The 18,665-nt window shown below is 69.8% G+C and carries 15 protein-coding genes; 13 read left to right on the plus strand and 2 right to left on the minus strand.

Going from position 1 to position 18,665, the window contains the following annotated elements; translation table 11 throughout:
- Positions 1 to 97 precede the first annotated feature (97 nt).
- The 4 genes from ACFYTQ_RS35730 to ACFYTQ_RS35745 all read left to right on the plus strand — a co-directional run bounded on the left by ACFYTQ_RS35730 (position 98) and on the right by ACFYTQ_RS35745 (position 4,136).
- Positions 98 to 1,345: a cytochrome P450 gene (locus ACFYTQ_RS35730; protein ID WP_387370504.1), complete on the plus strand. Its 1,248-nt coding sequence runs from the start codon at positions 98 to 100 to the stop codon at positions 1,343 to 1,345.
- A complete protein-coding gene (locus tag ACFYTQ_RS35735; RefSeq protein WP_387370506.1) occupies positions 1,330 to 2,145 on the plus strand; it encodes a thioesterase family protein in 816 nt (271 codons plus the stop codon). Before ACFYTQ_RS35730 ends, ACFYTQ_RS35735 begins: the two co-directional genes overlap by 16 nt.
- 116 nt (positions 2,146 to 2,261) lie before the next feature.
- A complete protein-coding gene (locus tag ACFYTQ_RS35740; RefSeq protein ID WP_387370508.1) occupies positions 2,262 to 3,542 on the plus strand; it encodes an MFS transporter in 1,281 nt (426 codons plus the stop codon).
- A gap of 3 nt (positions 3,543 to 3,545) precedes the next feature.
- Positions 3,546 to 4,136, plus strand: coding sequence for a hypothetical protein (locus tag ACFYTQ_RS35745; protein ID WP_387370510.1), 591 nt, complete (start codon positions 3,546 to 3,548; stop codon positions 4,134 to 4,136).
- Between the two features lie 6 nt (positions 4,137 to 4,142).
- On the opposite strand, the gene ACFYTQ_RS35750 is transcribed toward ACFYTQ_RS35745, so the two are convergent.
- Positions 4,143 to 5,132, minus strand: a complete 990-nt coding sequence (locus ACFYTQ_RS35750; RefSeq protein WP_387370512.1) for a GlxA family transcriptional regulator — start codon at positions 5,130 to 5,132, stop codon at positions 4,143 to 4,145.
- Positions 5,133 to 5,555: 423 nt separating this feature from the next.
- Here ACFYTQ_RS35750 and ACFYTQ_RS35755 point away from each other — a divergent pair, with 423 nt between their 5' ends.
- Genes ACFYTQ_RS35755 through ACFYTQ_RS35795 form a run of 9 tightly spaced genes read left to right on the plus strand, consistent with a single transcriptional unit; the run spans position 5,556 to position 14,427 of the window.
- The gene (locus ACFYTQ_RS35755; RefSeq protein WP_387370514.1) at positions 5,556 to 6,839 is read left to right on the plus strand and encodes an FAD-dependent oxidoreductase; all 1,284 of its coding nucleotides are present in this window, start codon (positions 5,556 to 5,558) and stop codon (positions 6,837 to 6,839) included.
- A 29-nt stretch (positions 6,840 to 6,868) separates the two neighbouring features.
- Positions 6,869 to 7,216, plus strand: coding sequence for a cupin domain-containing protein (locus ACFYTQ_RS35760; RefSeq protein WP_387370516.1), 348 nt, complete (start codon positions 6,869 to 6,871; stop codon positions 7,214 to 7,216).
- The gene (locus ACFYTQ_RS35765) at positions 7,213 to 8,697 is read left to right on the plus strand and encodes a class I tRNA ligase family protein (RefSeq protein WP_387370518.1); all 1,485 of its coding nucleotides are present in this window, start codon (positions 7,213 to 7,215) and stop codon (positions 8,695 to 8,697) included. Before ACFYTQ_RS35760 ends, ACFYTQ_RS35765 begins: the two co-directional genes overlap by 4 nt.
- Before the next feature lie 27 nt (positions 8,698 to 8,724).
- Positions 8,725 to 9,117 carry an aspartate 1-decarboxylase gene (gene panD / locus ACFYTQ_RS35770; protein WP_387370520.1) on the plus strand — a complete coding sequence of 131 codons (393 nt, stop codon included), beginning with the start codon at positions 8,725 to 8,727 and terminating at the stop codon, positions 9,115 to 9,117.
- A gap of 11 nt (positions 9,118 to 9,128) precedes the next feature.
- Positions 9,129 to 10,475: a SidA/IucD/PvdA family monooxygenase gene (locus ACFYTQ_RS35775; RefSeq protein ID WP_387370522.1), complete on the plus strand. Its 1,347-nt coding sequence runs from the start codon at positions 9,129 to 9,131 to the stop codon at positions 10,473 to 10,475.
- Positions 10,472 to 11,521, plus strand: coding sequence for an NAD(P)/FAD-dependent oxidoreductase (locus ACFYTQ_RS35780; protein WP_387370524.1), 1,050 nt, complete (start codon positions 10,472 to 10,474; stop codon positions 11,519 to 11,521). The genes ACFYTQ_RS35775 and ACFYTQ_RS35780 overlap by 4 nt, the downstream gene beginning before the upstream one ends.
- Positions 11,518 to 12,819 carry a hypothetical protein gene (locus tag ACFYTQ_RS35785; protein ID WP_387370526.1) on the plus strand — a complete coding sequence of 434 codons (1,302 nt, stop codon included), beginning with the start codon at positions 11,518 to 11,520 and terminating at the stop codon, positions 12,817 to 12,819. The genes ACFYTQ_RS35780 and ACFYTQ_RS35785 overlap by 4 nt, the downstream gene beginning before the upstream one ends.
- Positions 12,816 to 13,499, plus strand: a complete 684-nt coding sequence (locus ACFYTQ_RS35790) for a VOC family protein (protein ID WP_387370527.1) — start codon at positions 12,816 to 12,818, stop codon at positions 13,497 to 13,499. Before ACFYTQ_RS35785 ends, ACFYTQ_RS35790 begins: the two co-directional genes overlap by 4 nt.
- Positions 13,500 to 13,506: 7 nt before the next feature.
- On the plus strand, positions 13,507 to 14,427 hold the full coding sequence (locus tag ACFYTQ_RS35795) for a hypothetical protein (RefSeq protein WP_387370529.1): 921 nt from the start codon (positions 13,507 to 13,509) through the stop codon (positions 14,425 to 14,427).
- A 12-nt stretch (positions 14,428 to 14,439) separates the two neighbouring features.
- Here the strand turns inward: ACFYTQ_RS35795 and ACFYTQ_RS35800 are convergent, their stop codons facing one another.
- Positions 14,440 to 18,513 carry a TIR domain-containing protein gene (locus tag ACFYTQ_RS35800; RefSeq protein ID WP_387370531.1) on the minus strand — a complete coding sequence of 1,358 codons (4,074 nt, stop codon included), beginning with the start codon at positions 18,511 to 18,513 and terminating at the stop codon, positions 14,440 to 14,442.
- Positions 18,514 to 18,665 lie beyond the last annotated feature (152 nt).

Raw genomic sequence — 18,665 nt, forward strand, 5'->3', positions numbered from 1 at the left:
TTATGTGGTCGTCCGATTAATTGCAATTGACTTATGTATGCCCCGGGCGCACGCTGGTTGTGTATCCGAATGACGATTTCGACAAGGTTTTGTACTGATGATTATCATGCCCGACGTCCGTACCTGTCCTATCGATGCGGACTTCGATCCCCTTTCCGAGGACTACCTCGACGACCCGTACGCGTATCAGAACGCGGTGCGTGAGCGCGGCCCGATCTTCTATTCGCCGCGCCTGGACATGTACGTCCTGACCCGGTACGACGATATCGAGGCGGTCTTCAAGAACCCGTCGGTCTTCTCGGCCACGATTCAGCAGCAGCCGGTCTTCGATCTCGCCCCCGAGACCAAGAAGATCCTGGTGGAGAAGTTCACCACCACGGCGGTCATGTCGGACTGCGATCCGCCGATGCACTCCCGGATCCGGGCGCTGAACATGAAGGGCTTCTCGGCGCGGCGGATCGCCGCCCTGGAACCGAAGGTGCGGGAGAAGACCGTCGAACTCATCGACAAGATCGAACCCGGCCCGGTCGACATGGTCGCCGCGCTGTCCTATCCGCTGCCCGCCTTCGTCGTCTCCACCCTCATCGGCTTTCCCGAAGAGGACGCCGATCAGATCAAGGAATGGTGTGGCAACCGGATCGAATTCAGCTGGGGCGCCCCGTCCGAGGCGGAGCAGGCGAAGGTCGCGAACAATATGGTGAACTACTGGGAATACTGCCAGCGGTTCGTCGAATACCGGAAGAAGAATCCCGCCGACGACTTCACCAGCTATCTGCTGGCAGCGCACCGGGACGATCCCGAAAGTATCTCCGAATACGAGATCGCGAATGTGACGTTCGGCCTCAGTTTCGCGGGCCACGAAACGACCACCAGCCTCGCGGGCAGCGCGCTGCGCCGATTACTGACGCGCCGGTCGCTGTGGGAGGAGATCTGCGCCGACCCGTCGCTCATCGGCGGCGCGGTGGAGGAGATGTTGCGCTACGACAGCGCGGTCATCGCCTGGCGGCGGCGGACCACGCGAGAGGTCACCGTCGCCGGTGTCGATATTCCCGAGGGAGCGACGGTGCTGTTGTTGCTCGGCGCGGCGAATCACGATCCCTCGCATTTCGAGAATCCCGACGACATCGATATCCGCCGGGCCGACGCCAAGACCCATCTGGCGTTCGGCAAGGGCATCCACTTCTGCCTGGGCGCGGCGCTGGCCCGGGTCGAGGGCCGGGTCATCCTCGAGGAGCTGACCAGGCGCGCCCCCGGGATGACCCTGCTCCCGCAGAAGTTCACCTTCCCGCGCAACATCTCCTTCCGCGGTCCGAAGGAGCTCTGGGTCGAATGGCCGAGCCGATGATCGACGAGCTGCCCGGCTCGTTCTTCATCCCCGTCGCGGGGGACGACGACACCTTCGACAGCACCCCGGCGACCGCGGGCCCGTGGAGCGCGCAGGCGCAGCACGGGGGACCGCCGTCGGCGCTGCTGACGAGGGCGCTGGACCGGGTGGCCGGGGAGCACGGCCTGCGGTTGGCGCGGGTCACGGTCGAACTGGCCGGACCCGTTCCGGTCGCTCCCGTGCGGCTGTCCACCCGCGTGGTCAAGGCGGGGTCGCGCACGGCGATCCTCGAGGGCACGCTGTCCAGCGGCGGCAAGGACCGAATGCACATGCGGGCGTGGGCGATTCGCGAGAGTCCGGCGGACAGCCCGCGCATCGATCACGAGCAACCCATGCCGCCGCTGCCCGGACCGCAGGAGTTCCGCGGCATGAGCAAGGCCCACGTCGACGGCTACGTGTCGGCGATGGAGTGGCGGTTCCCCGCGGCCGGATCCTCGTTCGACTCGCTGGGTCCGGACTGCGTCTGGGCCCGGCAGCGGGTGCCGTTGCTCGCGGGCGTGCCCGACGAACCGGTCACACGCGCGCTGGTCGTCGCCGACAGCAACTGGGCGGCGGCGTTCGAACTGGATCGGCACGAGCTGTTCGTGGTCAATGTCGATCTCACCGTCACCTTCGCCCGCTGGCCGCGCGGCGAGTGGATCGGGCTGCGTTCGCGCACGCGCGCGGAGCCGTCGGGGACCGCCTATGCCGTCGGAACCCTGTACGACACCGCGGGACCGTGCGCCCTCGTCACCCAGAGCCTCCTGGTGGCGGACCGATGAAGACGGCCGGATCCGTTCGCATCACGTCAGTTCAGCCACTTGTCCGGGCGGAGGGCCCCGGAGAGGCTGGAGAAGACATCGAAAATCGTCAATTCTCGACGCAAGGAGCGATGTTCATGCAGACGTCAGACATCAGCGCCTCCCGGGTCCCTCGCCAGTGGATCAAACCGGCCGCGGCGGTGGCGGCCGCGGGTTGGGGCGCACAGCAATTCACGCCGCTGCTGCTGGTCTACCACGACCGGCTGCACCTGACCGCCACCATGACCCAGCTGACCTTCGCGGCGTATTCCGCCGGTCTGCTCCCGGGTCTGCTGCTGGGCGGACCGTTCTCGGATCGCTTCGGCCGCAAGGCGGTCATGATCCCGACCATGCTCGCCGCCCTGCTCGCGTCGGTGCTGCTCATCGCCGGTCCGTGGGGCATCGGCTGGCTCATCGCGGGCCGCCTGATCACCGGTGTGGCCAGCGGCGCGGCGTTCAGCAGCGGCGCGGCGTGGCTGAAGGAGCTGTCCAACCGCGAATCCCACGACGTGACCCAGGGCGCCCGCCGGCTCACGGTGGCGATGGGCATCGGATTCGCGTTGGGGCCGTTGATCGCGGGCGTGCTCGCCCAGTGGGCGCCGTACCAGACCTTCGTCCCCTACCTGCCGCATCTGCTGCTCGCGGGCACCGCGCTGGTTCTCGTGGCGCGGACCCCGGAGACGCTGACCAGGAATCCCGACGCGGGAATCCTTGCGGCACTGCGGATTCGGGAGGTCCGGGATCGGCGGTTCCTGATGATCGTCGTGCCCCTGGCGCCGTGGGTGTTCATCCCGGTCGCGCTGATCCTCGCCTACGTCCCCTCGCTCATCCACGACAGCACGCGGAACTGGGCGCTGCTGTTCGCCGCGGTGGTGACCACCTGCAACGCGGGCGCGGGCATCCTGGTGCAGAAACCGGCCAAGACGATCGCCGCGCACGGGCGGCAGTACCTGATCCTGACCGGATTCTCGCTGACCGTGGTGGGTCTGCTGCTCGCGGCCGCCGCGGTGCGCTTCACCAGTCCGGTCACGGCGCTGGTCAGCAGCCTGGTACTCGGTGTGGCGTACGGATGCCTACAGGTGTGTGGGCTGCTCGAGGTGCAGAGCATCGCCGACCCGGCGCGCCTGGGCGGGTTGACCGCGGTGTATCAGGCGCTGACCTACGTCGGTTTCGCCGCGTCGTTCGTGCTCGCGCTGCTGGCTCCCCTGGGCAGTCCGGTGCGCCTGCTGCTGTACACGGCCGCGGTGGCGGCGCTGTTCTTCGTGTGGTTGATCCGCGCGCAGCGGGTGCTCGACCCGAAGGTGGTCCCCGCGCCCGCCGGGGTGGCGGCCGTGCCGCCGATGGCGGCGGAGGTCCGGCAGACGAGGGAGCGGGTCTGACCGTTGCCGCACCGAAACCGTGTGCTGCCCGGCGGCGAGATCATCGCCGCCGGGTTTCGCGGCGCCTGGATGGGCAACCGCGGCGGCCCGATACCCGAGTCCCCTGCGCGCCGACCGTGGGCGAGCACGCACTGGATCTATTGCCATCTCGCGTTCAACGGCCGCGAGCGCGTCTTCCGCCAACCCGGCCGCCGCTACACCGAGCTGTTCTTCTTCGACGAGGCGGTGGCCCTCGCGGCCGGGCATCGTCCCTGCGGGGAGTGTCAGCACCACCGCCTGCGCGAGTACAAGGCCGCGACGATCGGGGTAGCGGGGACCGTCGGCACGCTCGACGCGCTGCTGCACCGCCAGCGCCTGTCCGCGGAGGTGCACGCCGAGGCCGACGGCCTGCCCGCCGGAACCTTTGTGCGACACCGGGATCGAGACGTGCTGCTGTGGGCGGGCACGGCCTTCGCCTGGGACGCCGAGCACGGCTACCGCGAGGTCGCGCTCCCCGCGGCCGGGACCCGCGTGCGGGTACTGACCCCGCTGCTGACCCGCCGGGCGCTCGCCGCGGGTTTCGCGATCCGCCCCCGGCTGGGCGCCGACCTCTGATCCCGGTCAGCTCGTCGTCGCACCCCGGAAGGTCCGCCGATAGGCGTCCGGGGCGACCCCCACGTGTTTGACGAAATGCCTGCGCAGATTCGCCGGGGTGCCCATGCCGGTCCGCGCGGCGATCTGCTCGATGCTCAAATCGGTTGTCTCCAACAGGTTCTGGGCGGCGAAGACGCGCTGGGAGTGCAGCCACTGCAACGGCGGTGACCCGGTCGTGGAGACGAAGCGGCGGTGCAGCTGCCGCGGACTGATGTGCGCGTGCGCGGCCATGTCGGCGATCGTCAGCGGCATGTCCAGACACGACATCAGCCAGTCGCGCACCCGGACGATGATCTCGTCGTCCTCGTCGTCCTCCAGGGGAGCGATGAACTGGGCCTGTCCGCCCTCGCGATGCGGCGGGATGACGAGGTACCGCGCGAGCGCGTTGGACACGCCGATGCCGACGTCCTTGCGGACCAGATACAGGCACAGATCGATTCCGGCGGCTTTTCCCGCCGAGGTCAGAACCATCTTCTCGTCGACGTACAACACGTCCGGATCGACCGTCACGCGCGGGTAGTCCGCGGCCAGCCGGGCGGTGTGTCGCCAATGCGTGGTCGCTCTCAAACCGTCGAGAATTCCCGCCGCGGCGAGGGTGAACGCGCCGGTGCAAATGGACACCACGCGGGCCCCGGACTCGTGCGCCGCGCGCACCGCGTCGACGAGTATTTCCGGTTGGGAGCGATTCTCGTCGCTGCACGCGGGGACGATCACGGTATCCGCGGAAAGCAGGCCGTCGTAGGTCTCGTCGACCTCCGCGCGCAGCCACGCGCCGACGTGCGCCGCGGGGGTTCCGCAGGTCTTCACGGTGTAGTGACGACGGGCCGCGGGCGCGGAGAACACCTCGTACGCGGAGGCGACCTCCAAAAGCGACATTTTCGGCGCGAGCGCGATCGCCACGCTGTGTCGAGACTTCTCGTCTGGGGTGATCGCAGTGCCGTCCGTCAATTCGGTCATGGATTCCCCCGGAGATGAACAGGCTCGATGCCTTCAGCCTAGCGGAACTCGGACATCCGCCCGCTGTAGTCTATATCACACCAGGAATGTGTGCCACAACTGAACTTTCAGGCCGGGTCCGACGTCCACAATGAATTCGACCAGCGCGTTCGCTCCATTCTCCAATGCGCACCGCTGACGTGCTGGCAAGGGGTTACCCAAGACTCTGTATTCGAATCCTCCTGCTTATCGGTCATTAGTCGCATTCGATTCGCCGGCGTGCCCGTGACCGATTCATGACCGCGCATTCGAATAATGCCGTTCATGCCCTCCGGCCATGGCCTGATTCGTTCGACTGATGTCAGTATTGGTTGTGGTGAATGGTTCAACGCAGTCGTAGCGTGAGAAACCGAGAGGCGGATGAAGCCCGGAGGATAATTCCAGATGAATGAAAGATGTTATGAGGCGGTCACCGATACGGATGTGATCATCATCGGTGGCGGGATAGCGGGATCGGCTCTCGGCTATGCGCTGGCCTCTTTCGGAATAGAAACCACCATCCTCGAGCGCCAGACGGTCCATCAGGACCGCGTGCGCGGTGAGGTGATCAACTGCTGGGGCGTGCGCGAAGCCCAGGAATTGAAGGTCCTCGAAATACTCGAGGCAGCGGGCGGCAATTACGCCGATCGCTTCGTCGCCTACGACGAGACCGTGACCCCGGAACACGCCGACGCCGTGGCGCTGGATGTCGGATCCATGCTCGAGGGCATCCCCGGCGTGCTCGACGTGGGCCATCCCGAGGCGTGTTCGGCGCTGCTCGCGGCCGCGGAGTCCGCGGGCGCCGCGGTCATCCGCGGGGTGACCGACACCGAGGCGAGCGCCGGCGCCGCGCCGCTGGTCCGGTTCAAGGCGCGCGGCCGCGAACTCCTGCGCACCGCGCGGCTCATCGTCGGCGCGGACGGCCGGGTCTCGGCGACGCGCAGACAGCTGGGCATCGAGCTCACCCAGACGCCCGCGAACTCGCTGGGCGGCGGCCTGCTCGCCGACGGCATCGAGGGCTGGCGTCAGGACACCAGCGGCATCGGGACCGAGGACGATCTGCTCTACTTCGTCTACCCCCGCGCGAACGGCCGCGCGCGCCTGTATCTGCTGCACTCACCGCATCAGAAGGGCCGCTTCTCCGGCGCCACGGCGGCCGCGGACTTCCTGTCCGCCTTCCGATTCCGGTGCATTCCCGACAGCGCCGCCATCTTCGGCAACGCGCGGCCCGCCCTGCCGAACACACCCTGCGCGTTCTTCCCCATGAACGACTCCTGGTGCGACACCATCACCCGCCCCGGCGCCGTCCTGATCGGCGATGCCGCCGGATGGAGCGATCCCGTTGTGGGACAGGGCCTTTCGATCGCGCTGCGCGACGCCCGCCTGGTTCGCGATGCGCTGCTGGGACATTCGCGCTGGACCGAGGACATCTTCCGCGACTACGTCGCCGAGCGCGAGGTGCGCATGCACCGACTGCTGCTGTCGGGCAAGGTCCGCACGGCGATGGGCCTGACGTTCGGCGAGTTCGGCCGGCGCCGCCGCGCCGCCTACGCCCGGGCGTGGCCGAAGGACGAACTGCTGGCCGGTTCGCGGCTCGCGACGTTCAAGGGACCGCACAACGTCCCCGCCGAGTCGTTCGAACCCCACGTCATCGATCGAATCCTGCGGCTCGGGCAACCGAGCGAGTAGTGAAAAGTACAGAGAGGAAATCAGTTTCGATGTTTTACCGTACTGCCGAGTCCGATGTGATCACCCGGGAGAACAACTGCGACCTGCGCAGGTTGTACCCGTGGCACGACGTCGTCGTGCCGCCGTGGAACAGCTCGCTCGTCTCGATCCGACCGCAGGAGTCCAGCAAGCAGCACCAGCACGCCACCGACGAGACCTTCATCTTCACCTCGGGTGAGGGCACGGTGACCGTCGCCGGGGAGCAGCGGACGATCAAGCCCGGCGACGTGATCTACATTCCGCACGGTCAGGACCACATCGTCACCAACACCAGCACCGAGCGGCCGCTGGACTTCGTCAGCATCTACTGGTTGCAGCCCGAGGAGGTGCGGGCATGACCGGCGCGCTCTACGGCTCCACGTTCTCCCCGCCCACCCCCAACGGCGACTTCCATCTCGGCCATTTCGCGGGCCCGGTGCTCAGCAGCGACGTGTGCGCGCGGGCGCTGCGCCGCCGCGGGCACGAGGTCCGGTTCGCGTGCAGCACCGACGACAATCAGACCTACGTCGTCACCACCGCGCGGCGGCTCGACACCGATCCGCGGGCCCTCATCGCGCACGCGTTCGAGCAGACCTCGGCTTCGCTTGCGCTGGCGGACATCTCGGTCACCGGGTACACGATGACCGACGCCGCCTACGACGAGTTCGTGCGCGGATTCTTCACCGACCTGTGGCGCGCCGGGGCGTTCGATCTGCGCACGGTCGAGCTGCCCTACGACACCGCGGCCGGGGCCTATCTCACCGAGGCGTTCATGACCGGACGCTGCCCGCACTGCCTGGCGCACGCGCGGGCCGGGGTGTGCGAGGCGTGCGGCCTGTACAACCTGCCCGCCCAGTTGCTCGACAACGCCGAGCGCGCCGTGGAGTACCGGCCCGCGCGCATCTGGATGCTCGACCTCGAGCGGCATCGGGACGCGATCACCGAGGAGCTGCGCACCCACCACCGCGCGGGTCGACAGTCATTGGCGCGCATTATCGACAAGACGCTGGCCGCGCCGCTGCCGTCGATCCCGGTGACCTACCCGATCGAGTGGGGCATCCCCGTCGAGTGGGACGGCGTCGCGGGCACGATCAACGCGTGGCCGGAGATCTTCGTCGGGCATCTGTACTGGCTGGGGCTGACGAACCCGGCCCCGGGCATGGCCGAACTGGTCCAGTTCATCGGCATCGACAACGGCTTCTACAACGCGTTCGTCTACACCGCGCTGGCCGCCCTGGCGCGCCGGGCCGGGATCGCCGATCCGCCGCCGCGGCGCACGATCACCAACAACTACCTCCAGCTGGGCGGGCGCAAGTTCTCCACCAGCAAGGGCGATGTCATCTGGGCGCGGCGGTTCCTCGCCGACGTGGGCCGCGACCGCGCCCGGTTCGTCCTCGCCCTGAAGGCGCCGGACTTCCAGCACGCCGAATTCACCGTGGAATCGGCGCTGGACACCCTGGCGGAGCGGTTCGACACCCCGCTGCGCCGGCTGGCCGAGGCGTTCGCGGCCGTGCCGCCGCGCCTGGACGCCCGCGATCACCCGGATCCCGAGCAGTGGTGGCTCGCGGCGCTGGCGGCCTCGACCGCCCGCTTCGACGAGGCCTACGACCTGGACACCTTCAGCACCAAGGCCGCCGCCGAGGCGTTCGCGCTGCACATCGAGGTGCTCCTGCTCGGATACACCACCCGCGACATGAACCGGATCGAGGAGCAGGCCGGGGCCGTGCGCTTCCTGCACGCCCTGGCGACGCTGGCCGATCCGATCGTCCCCGACATCGCGGCCACCGTCGCGTCGCTGTTCGAGTCGCGACCCGCCGTGTCCGCCCCCGTCGCCGTCTGACCATCTCGAAATCGCAAGGAACACACCATGCTTCGCACGTTCATGAATTCGAAGATCCACCGGGCCACCGTCACCGAGAGCAACCTGCACTACGTCGGCTCGATCACCATCTCGACCGACCTGATGCGGGCGGCGGGTATCGGCGTCCACGAACTCGTCCAGATCGTCGACATCGACAACGGTCAGCGCTTCGAGACCTACACCATCGCGGGCGCGCCCGGCGCCGGGCAGATCTGCGTCAACGGCGCGGCCGCGCGCCTGGTGCAGCCCGGCGACAAGATCATCATCATCTCCTACGCCCAGCTGACCGAGGAGGAGATCGACAAGCATCGCTCCGCGGTCGTCCATGTCAACGGCGCCAACGAGGTTCAGGAGATCACCACCCTCGAACCGGCGAACACGCTCTACGAGACGGTCTGATCGGCGGCACCATGGCTATCACGCAACGCATTCCGATCCATCCGGTGCTGGGCATCGGGTTCGGCCCCGCCAATCTGTCCACCGCGATCGCCGCGCGGGACAAGGGCCTGCTCGAGGACTGCCACTTCATCGAGCGCGCACCGCGTTTCGAGTGGCAGAGCGAGCAGATGCTCAGCGGCGCCGACATCCAGAACAACCCGTTTCGCGATCTGGTGATGCCGCGCGATCCGGGCCACGAGTACACCTTCGTGCGGTACCTGCACAGTCGCGGGGCGCTCACCGAATATCTGCACTACAACACGAAATTCGCGCTCCGCAACGAATACGCGGGATACCTGGAGTGGGTGGCGTCGCACTTCGCCGACCACGTGACCTACGGGCAGGAGGTGCGCGGGGTCGAGGTGGTGCCGGGACCCGGCGGCGAATGCTTCGAAGTCGTTACGGCCGACCGGATCTGGCGGGCCCGGCACCTCGTGGTGGGCACCGGGCGCTCGCCGAACATCCCGGCCTGCTTCGCGATCGACGATCCGCGCATCTTCCACGCCAGCCGCTACCTGTCGACGATGCGGCGGCTGGCCCGGGAGCGGACCGACCTCCGCACCGTCGCGGTGGTCGGCTCCAGCCAGAGCGCGATCGAGATCATTCTCGATCTGCTGGCCCGTCCCGATGTCGGCCGGGTGGTCTCGATCCAGCGCGGTATCGGGTTCCGGCTCAAGGACACCAGTCCGTTCTCGCGCCGGGTCTTCCTGCCGGAGTTCATCGATTACTTCCATCCGCTGCCGCTCGAGACCAAGAAGCGGCTGCGCGAGCAGCTGCGGGCGGTCAACTACGGCGCCTGCGATCAGGACGTGATCGACCAATTGACCACGGTGCAGCGCGATTACGAGCAACGCGGCTCGGATCGCTTCACCCTGGCGTCGTTCTCGCAGGTGCAGACCGTCGTCGGGCACGGGCGGGCGCTGGCACTGACGCTGGCCGACGTCAACAACGGAGAGACCTCCTCGCTCGACGTGGACGCCGTCGTCCTCGCCACGGGATACCGCGATTTCGGCACCGGCGCCGACGACGAGCTGTCCCATCCGCTGCTGCGGTCGGTGCGCAATCGCATCGCGTGCGAGGCCGACGGCACCCCGGTCGTGCACCGCGACTACTCGCTCGAGTTCGCCAGCGCGGGCGACTCGCTGTCGGTGTACCTCAACGGAGTGTGCGAGGCGAGTCACGGCATGGGTGACGCGGGGGCGCTGGCGGTGCTGTCGGCGCGGGCGCAGGACATCGCCGAATCCCTGCGTGCCCGCCTCCGCACCGGGGCGCGCCCGGAGCCCGTCCCGGCTCGGAACGGCCTGCTGAGCGTGTCATGAACGCCGACATGGTGATCGTGGGCGCCGGCATCGTCGGACTGTGCACGGCCGTCGCGGCCGTGCGCGGGGGCCGCGCCGTGGTGGTCGTCGATCCCGGTTCGGCGTCCACCGCGGTGTCGGCCGCCTCCGGCGGACTGATCCGGCGCTTCGATCTCGGCGGTGGCCTCGGCGATCTGGTGTCGGCCGGTTTCGACCGGATGCGGGAGTGCGCCACGGCGTGCTCGGCGTACCAGCCGACGGGCGCGCTGACCCTGCAATATTCGAACGATCCGCTGCCCACCCACGTCCGCACCCGGACCGTGCCCTACGCCGCGCGGTCCATGCGGCGGCGGTGGCCGCAGATCGCGGTGCCGCCCAATGTGATCGGCGTGTTCGAGGAGGGCGCGGGCTGGGTCGACGCGCCGGTGCTGCTGGCCGCCATCCGCTCCGAACTCCGTTCCCGCGGCGTGGAATTCGTCACCGATCGGGCCGACCACCTGGTGACCGATCGGGGTCGCGTCCGCGGCGTGGTGACCAGCGCGGGCCGGGTGATCGCGGCGCCCCGGGTGCTGGTCGCCGCCGGGATCGGCTCGACCCGCCTGGCCGCCACCGCCGGGGTGGACTTCCCGTTGCGCACCCGCCGGATCGGGTACTGCCTGCTGCGGATCGGCCGGGATCGCACCCGCGGCCTGCCCACCATCGTCGATCGGGTGGGCGGCACCTGGGTGCGGCCCTGCCGGGATCCCGATCTCGTGCTCGTCGGCCGACGACAGGAGGTGTTCGGGGTACCGGCCGAGATCCGGCACGACATCTCCGGCGCCGACGTCCACGAGATTCGCCGGACCATCGCGCAATTGCTGCCCGCCGCCGCCGACGCGCCGCTGGCGGGCGGGGTGACCGCCTACGATGTCGCGCGCCCCGCCCCCGGCGACCCGCGGGTCCGGCACTGTCCGGATCCGCGCGGACTCACCATCGCCGCGGGCTGGAACGGCGGCGGATTCAAGGCGGCCCCCGCGATCGCCGAGCTCGCGTTCGAGCCGCGAGTCCTCGTCGAGGAGGAGGTATGACCGCCCGAACCCGGCTCAACGCCACCGATGAAATGCTCGCCGCCGCAACGAGTTCGGTGGGCGCGTCGCGCCGGATCCAATTGGTCTGGGCGCTGCCGCGCGGGCTCGACCGGGCGCGGGTGGAGGAGTTCTGGCGGCGGCTCGACGACGGTGTCCTGAGCCGTCGGCCGAGTTCGCCGCTGATTCCGGGCGCCCGCCGCTGGTGGGCACCCGCCGCCAACGCGCTGCCCCCGATCGTGGACACCGACGTCGCGCCGGGGGCGCCGGTACTCGACTGGCTCGATCGCCAGGTGCGCGTCCCGCTCGGCCCGGACGGACTCTGGGCGCTGGCCTGTCGGCCCACCGAGGAGGGGTCGATCGTCGCGCTCACCGTTCCGCACGCGGTGGTCGACGGCGTCGGCCTGCTCCGCGCCGTCGAGGCCGCCGCGGCGGCGAAATCGATTCCGCCACAGGGTCGCTCGCGTTGGTTGGACGACGTGACCGACATCGCGGAGCAGACGACCGGGGGTCTGCGCGACACCGCGCGCTGGCTGGGCGAGCTCGCCCGGAAGCCGGGTCTGCGGGCCGACCTGGCCGCGGCGCTCCGGTCTGGCGGGGCGCGACGCGCGGAACCCGATGCGCCGCAGTTCTTCTCGACGGCATTCTGCACCGTTCCCGCTCCGCGCTGGCGGGCGACGGCGGAGGCCGCGGGTGGTACCGACAACAGTCTGTTCCTCACCTTCGCCGAGCGGCTGTACCACGCGGCGTCCGGCCGAAACGGTCTGGGGGAGTTGGACATCGGGATACCGGTCAGCCTGCGCGCGGGCGCCGACGATCTGTCCGCCAACGCGCTCGTCGTGGTGCCGATGCGCGTCCCGGCGGCCGGTCCGACCGTGCGGGACGTGCGCGCGCTCGCCAAGGAGCGGCTCGAACGCACCGGACCGGAGGACATCACCCTTGTGCCGCAAGCGCTCTGGCACCACCTGCCGCGTCGCCTCGCCACCGCGCTGAAGACGCCCGGGGCGCAGTTCACCGACGTGGTCGCCTCGAATTTCGGGGCGGCGAGCCCGGCGGTGTCGCACGCGCTCGACGGAGCGCCCGCGACACGGGTGTTCGTGCGCACCATGAGCATTCCGGGAGTCGTCCCCGCCCGCGCGCGACTGCGCCTGTCGCTGTGCGTGATTCGCATCGGCGACACGCTGTCGATATCGATCACCGGAATCCCCTGCCGGTTCGGCGATTCCGCCGCACTGGCCGACACCGCCGACCGCGTCCTGCGCGAGCTGGGCGTCCGAGCCGAGAAATGGACCGTCACATGATCCCCGACCGCTGGTTCCGGACGATGCCGGATTCCTCCCGCCTGCCCAACCCCCGCATCCTGTCCCGCGTGCTGGTGCCGCTGGACCGGCTCGACCGGCAGATCGCCGATTACGAAGCGCTCCAACGCTGCCGGGCCGATCTGCGGATGCCCATTCCCGACTTCGGCGGCCTCGAACTCGCCGCGGTGGGCGGGGTCCTGCTCATCGCGAGCGAGCGCCCCTTCACCCCCATGCAGCGCGCGACGCGTTTCTCCCTGATCGTTCCCGACCTGGACCGGCAGATCGCCATCGCCGCGGACATCGGCGCGCGAATCCTCGAGCCCGTCGAGCCGATCCTGCCCGGCCGCCGCGCCCGCCTGCTGTACCCCGGCGGCGTCCTCGCCGAACTCGTCGAGCATCGGCCCCTTCCCGGGGAGACACCGTATTCGCCGGTCCCGCAACCGGATTCGACCCGAAGCCACCGGATCGACCCGCACCTCGAGGTCCCGCTCACCGACCTGCCCGCGGCGGTCGACGTCTTCGCCGCCGTCACCGGCCGCCGTACGGAACCTCGGCCCGGCTCGGACGCCCACCACATCCGCGTGGGCGACCTGCTGATCATCGCCCGCCCACCCGTTCCGGGCGTGCCCGCCGAGGACGATCGGCCGCTCGCCCACGAGGGAGCCGCGCACGGCGGATAATCGCCGCATGAGGTCGCGACCGTCCCCGAGGTGGCTGGTCGGCGCCGTGGCCGTGGTGGTCGTGCTCGTCGCCGTGTGGGCGTGGTGGCCGGGCGAGCCGCCGGTGCGCCGGGTGACCGGGTGGCAGACGCAGACCGATCTGCCGATCCCGGTGAGCGGGGCCCTCGTCGTGGACGACAACGGCGATGTATACGTGCTGAACTCCGAGGAGATCTACTGGCTGCCCGCCGGGACGTTCCTCCCGCGACGGATCCGCGTTCCCGATATGAAGCACGCCTCCGCCCTCGCGCTCGGCCCGGCGCACGAGATCGACGTCATCGACTATCCCCAAGGCCGGGTGTGGCAGATCGCCGCGGACCGGACGACGATCACCGACCTGCCGTTCCCCGTCCTGGCCGATCCGGGTCCCGCGGGGACCGGCCATTCGTTCGACGCGGCCGTCGCGGTCGATCGGGCGGGCACCGTCTACGTCACCGATACCGACAACGCCCGAATCCTGCGCCTGCCCAAGGGTTCCGCAGCCCCGGAGGTGCTGGCGCACGTCGCGGATCTGCGGGCCCCCATCGCGGTGTCCGACGCGGGCGACGTCATGGTCACCGTCGCGAATCCGGCTCAGGCGCTGCTCACCTTCCGCGGGGGCGGCGGGCCCGCGGTGACGACTCCGATTCCGGATCTGACCCTCGTCCAGGCGCTCGCCTTCGATCATCGCGGCACCCTGCTGCTCGGCGTGAACCATTCGGATCCCGACCCACCGTTCGAGCGGGTCGCGTCGTTGTGGGAAATCGCCCCCGGCACAACGACACCGACGCGACTGCCCTACACCGATCTCGGTCTGCTCGAGAGTGTCACGTTCGACTCGAACGGCACCATCTACTACACCGAGGACCATCGCAGTGGCCGGGTGGTGCGCTTGGCCCCCGTGCGCTGACCGCCCCTTCGGTCATCCGCAGGTGTCGCGATAGGGAAGTTCCCGGATGTACTGTTGCCAGCCGTCGCGATCGAGGCCCGTACCCACTGTCGCACAGGCGATTTCGTCGATGTGCCGGAGCAGTTCGTGGATCCGGCGCAGATCCCACACGACCACCTTGCCCAGTTCGTGGCCGGTGAGGAGCCGGGTGGAATCGGCGGTGAAGCTCGCCGCCATGATCTCCCCGGCCCCCGCGTCGCGGGCCTCACCGATCCGGGTGGGATGCGCCGGATCGGCGACGAGCCAGATCTGCACCCGATCGTCGCCGGTGATCGCGAGCATCGTTCCGGTGGAATCGAATCGGGGCTCGAACTCTCCGAACGGCGACCGCACCACATTGCCGACGGGTTTGGCGTGCGCCGGATCGGTGACGTCCCAGAACTGTCCCGCGTCGTTCGCCACGACCACCAGCACCCCGGTGACCGGTGAGTACGCGACGGGTGTGTTCTGCGCGAGCGGGATGCCGCCGAGCCGGATCGGGTTGTCGGAGTCCGTGAAATCCCAGAACGTCAGTGTCTTGTCGACCCAGCCCAGGGCGAACGCGCGGCCGTCCGCGGTGAACGAGATCTGTCGCATCGTGGCCTCGATGCCGCGGCCCAGCCGACGCGGCGCGTCGCGGTTCGTGATGTCCCACATCAGCGAAGTACCGTCGCTGCCCGCCGCCAGTCGCCTGCCGTCGGGGGAGAAGGCGAGGGACTGCGGTGTGCCCGCTATGCCCGTCAGCGGCACGCCGAGCCGCCGGGGACGCCGGTGATCGCGGACGTCCCACAGCGCCACGGTCCGGTCGGGACCACCGGTGGCCAGGATCGTGCCGTCGGGTGACAGCGCCACACAGCTGATCCGCAGGTCGTTGAGGGGATCGAAATGCTCGGTGTCGAAGGCCGCCGTGTGCACCGGGTCGTCCGGGCGGCCCGTCTCCCAGAGATCGACCCTGCCGTTCCGCCCGCCCGTCGCGGTGAGGTCGCGACTCGTCGCGAGGCCGCAGGGAGCGGCGACCTTGTCGACCTCGCCCGAGAACGGTTGGCCCATCGGCTGCGGCTGGGTGTGCGCATCGATGGTCCACAGGACCGTCCGTCCGTCGGGCTCGCCGACGGCCAGGACGCCGTTCGTCGAGAACGCGACCGCCGTCGTCCGCGTGAGCTGCCCGACCAGAGAGAACGTCGCGGGGTCGTCGCCGTCCGCGGCGCGGAAGTCGTAGAGCGTGGTGACGTTTCCGAATTCCTGTGCGGCGGCGACCACATCGCCGGACGGAGCGAACGCCCACCGGCCTCCCGAACCCAGGTTCGCGACCGTGCGCGGTCGCACCGGATCGGTGATGTCCCACAGCTGGCCGCCGGTCGGGAACACCGTGACCGCCACGCGGCGGCCATCGGGTGCGAACGCGATCTGCTGAATCGACTGCCTGGGTGGCAGGTCCCAGCGCGCGATCGGTCGCGGCGCTCGGCGATCGCCGACGTCCCACAGCGTCGCGGCGGTGTACGTGCTGGTCACCAGGCGGGTGCCGTCCGGGGAGAAGGCGGCGGTGAGGAGATTCTCCTCGGGCGGCAGCACGGTCGCGGTCGGCGCCGGATGCTCCGGATCGGTGAGATCCCACAGCTGGGTCGGCTCCTGGAACCGATGACTCAGCGCCAACCGGGCCGCCGGGGCGAAGTCGAATCCCAGCGTCTCGGAAATGGCAAGGGACGCACGCGCTTTCAGGCGCGGGTGGGCCGGATCGGAGACATCCCACTGGAGCAGACCGTCCACGCTCGCCGGATAGTGCCTCGGCTCGGCGGACACCGACAGGCCCAGGCGCGCGTCGCGAGCGTTGAGGTCGAGGGCCGATCCGGTGAGCAGGGTCTTGCCGTCGGGCGTGAAGGCGATGGGGATGCCGTCGTTCACATCGGCCAGCGGCTCCGCGAGCCGCCGCGTCCGGCCGGAATCGGACACCTCCCACAGCTCGACCGTCCCGCCCTCGTGCTGCACGGCGATCGTGCGCCCGTCCGGCGCGAAGGCGAGCGACCGCACCGCTGTGGTCGCGCCGTCGATGCTGCCCGCGTACCTGCTGGTGGAGAGCATATTGAGCAACCACTGCCGGGTCTCGTCGCTCGGGTCGACGCGATCGGCCGCGAGCCCGAGCCGGATGGCCGCGCGGGGATCGATCGGGCGCAGCTGATCGGCCTGCGCCAGCAGTTGGCGGGCGACCGCGGTGTGCTGCCGCGCCACCGCCGCCCGCTGCTGCACGATCGCGACGAACGCCGCGACCAGCGCGGCGCACAGCAACGCGGACAGCACCGCCGTCGCCCGCCCGCGCCGGAGCCGATCCCGACGGTAGCTTCGCTCCAGGAAAGTCCTTGCGCGCGAACTGATTTCGATCCGAGCCGGGCGCAGGCGACCCAGTCGCGGGCGGGAGCCGATATCGTGCATCGCCACGCTCAGCCGATCGCGCTCCCACAACCGTTCGGGTTTGCGATCGGCCTCCCACTCCGCCGCCGCGATCTCCACGGACCGCCGGGCGCGCAGGGCGGCGCCCTCGCGAGCGATGGCCTCGCGCAACGGCTTCCAGTTCAGCAGGAACGCCTCGTGCGCGGCCGAGACGACGACGCGGCCGTCCTCCTCAGCGGTGGTGAGCAACCGATCGTTCACGAAGATGTCGGCCACCGACCGGGCGGCGTCGGTCAGTTCCGCGCGCGGCACCCGATCGCGGGTGGGCACGCCGCTCTCGTCGACGGTGACCAGGCGCAGCAGCATCGCGACGATCTCGTCGTCCGATCGGCCGGTGGTCGCGCGCGCCTCGGCCAGCGCGGCGTCGGCCTGCCGCCCCAAAGCGCCTCGCACACCGCCGATTTCGTCGAGGCGGCGCAGGGTGAGCGATTCGCCGCGCCGCACGCCGTCCGACAGCCGCGCCAGGGTGAAGGCCAGCATCGGCAGCGCCTCACCGCTCTCGGTGTCGGCCACCAGCGCGTCCACCAGACCGTCCTCGAGGGTCAGGCCCGCCACCCGCGCCGGTCCCTCGATGATCTCGCGCAGCGCGGTCGTGCGCAGCGGTGGCAGGGAATGGGTCCGGACGGGGAGGCGGGACAGCGCCGGGTCGGCCCCGAGCGCGTCGAGGAATTCCGGTCGCAGGGTGGCGAGGACCTGGACGGACGCGCCCACCGCGGGGAGGAGCACGTCGACGAATTCGGCGCGTCGCGGTGGGGGTGTGCGTCGGAGCAACTCCTCGAACTGGTCGACGACCAGGAGGAGCCTGCATTCGGCGCCCGCCTTCTCGGCGGTCAGGATCTCCTCCGCGATCTCGCGAAAACCCTTGTCCAGCAGACGTTCTCGCGCGGAATCCGACGGCGGTTCCAGTCCGGCGCGCTGCCGGGCGACCGCCAGGGTGCGGGTCAGCGCGCCCACCGGATCCGTGCCCGGAACGATCGGGTCCAGCGGCACCCACAGGGGTTCCTCGGCGATGAGCGGGAGCACGCCCGCCCGGATCAGCGACGACTTCCCGCACCCCGAGGGGCCGATCACCAGCTGGATCGCCGGTTCGGCGCGCGTCGCGGGTTTGCGCAACAGCTCGGCGATCTCCGCGGCCTCCCGCCCGCGGCCGAAGAAGACGCGGTGCCGGTCGGTGTCGAAGGCCGCCAGGCCCGGATACGGCGAACGGTCCTCCGGCCACCCCAGGCCGCCGCCCACGTCGAGCCGACGCAGCGCGACCGCGAGCTTCGCCCGCGCCGCCGCCGGGTCGGCCGCGGCATCGGACTGCTGGAGCGACCGCAGCAGCGGATGGGTCGCCCCGGCGACCACGCGGACCGGAAGCAGCCGGGAGCCGTTCGCCTTCGCGATACCGACCTCGGCCGCGCACCACACCGAGCGGAGATAGTCCGGGCTCACCACGCAGACCACCGCGTCGGCCCAGCGCAGCCGCCGGTACAGCGCGCGCTCCCACTCCTCGCCGACGATCAGCCCGTCCGCCGGATGCAGATCGAGGAACACGTCGTGCCCGTCGGCGACCAGCCAGTCCCGAATCCGATTGGCCCACACCCGATCCGCGCTCGCGTGACTGATGAATACCCTGGCCACCAATCCCTCCGAACGACGGCCGCACCGTCGTTCCCACGGTACCGGCCGCCCGGCGATCACACGGGTTTTCGGATCGGGGCGGGCGGCACGCTTCTTGACTGCCGATCAAGAGAGTTCTAGTCTGACGTCGACAGTTTTCTTGATCGCCGATC

The organism is Nocardia sp. NPDC004068 (genome assembly GCF_042874315.1).
GTDB lineage: Bacteria > Actinomycetota > Actinomycetes > Mycobacteriales > Mycobacteriaceae > Nocardia.

Coding starts and splice junctions, on each gene's coding strand:
- ACFYTQ_RS35760 (WP_387370516.1), top strand. CDS start 6,869: ATGTTTTACCGTACTGCCGAGTCCGATGTGATCACCCGGGAGAACAAC.
- ACFYTQ_RS35765 (WP_387370518.1), top strand. CDS start 7,213: ATGACCGGCGCGCTCTACGGCTCCACGTTCTCCCCGCCCACCCCCAAC.
- ACFYTQ_RS35740 (WP_387370508.1), top strand. CDS start 2,262: ATGCAGACGTCAGACATCAGCGCCTCCCGGGTCCCTCGCCAGTGGATC.
- ACFYTQ_RS35780 (WP_387370524.1), top strand. CDS start 10,472: ATGAACGCCGACATGGTGATCGTGGGCGCCGGCATCGTCGGACTGTGC.
- ACFYTQ_RS35730 (WP_387370504.1), top strand. CDS start 98: ATGATTATCATGCCCGACGTCCGTACCTGTCCTATCGATGCGGACTTC.
- ACFYTQ_RS35755 (WP_387370514.1), top strand. CDS start 5,556: ATGAATGAAAGATGTTATGAGGCGGTCACCGATACGGATGTGATCATC.
- ACFYTQ_RS35775 (WP_387370522.1), top strand. CDS start 9,129: ATGGCTATCACGCAACGCATTCCGATCCATCCGGTGCTGGGCATCGGG.
- ACFYTQ_RS35785 (WP_387370526.1), top strand. CDS start 11,518: ATGACCGCCCGAACCCGGCTCAACGCCACCGATGAAATGCTCGCCGCC.
- ACFYTQ_RS35795 (WP_387370529.1), top strand. CDS start 13,507: ATGAGGTCGCGACCGTCCCCGAGGTGGCTGGTCGGCGCCGTGGCCGTG.
- panD (WP_387370520.1), top strand. CDS start 8,725: ATGCTTCGCACGTTCATGAATTCGAAGATCCACCGGGCCACCGTCACC.
- ACFYTQ_RS35750 (WP_387370512.1), bottom strand. CDS start 5,132: ATGACCGAATTGACGGACGGCACTGCGATCACCCCAGACGAGAAGTCT.
- ACFYTQ_RS35790 (WP_387370527.1), top strand. CDS start 12,816: ATGATCCCCGACCGCTGGTTCCGGACGATGCCGGATTCCTCCCGCCTG.
- ACFYTQ_RS35735 (WP_387370506.1), top strand. CDS start 1,330: ATGGCCGAGCCGATGATCGACGAGCTGCCCGGCTCGTTCTTCATCCCC.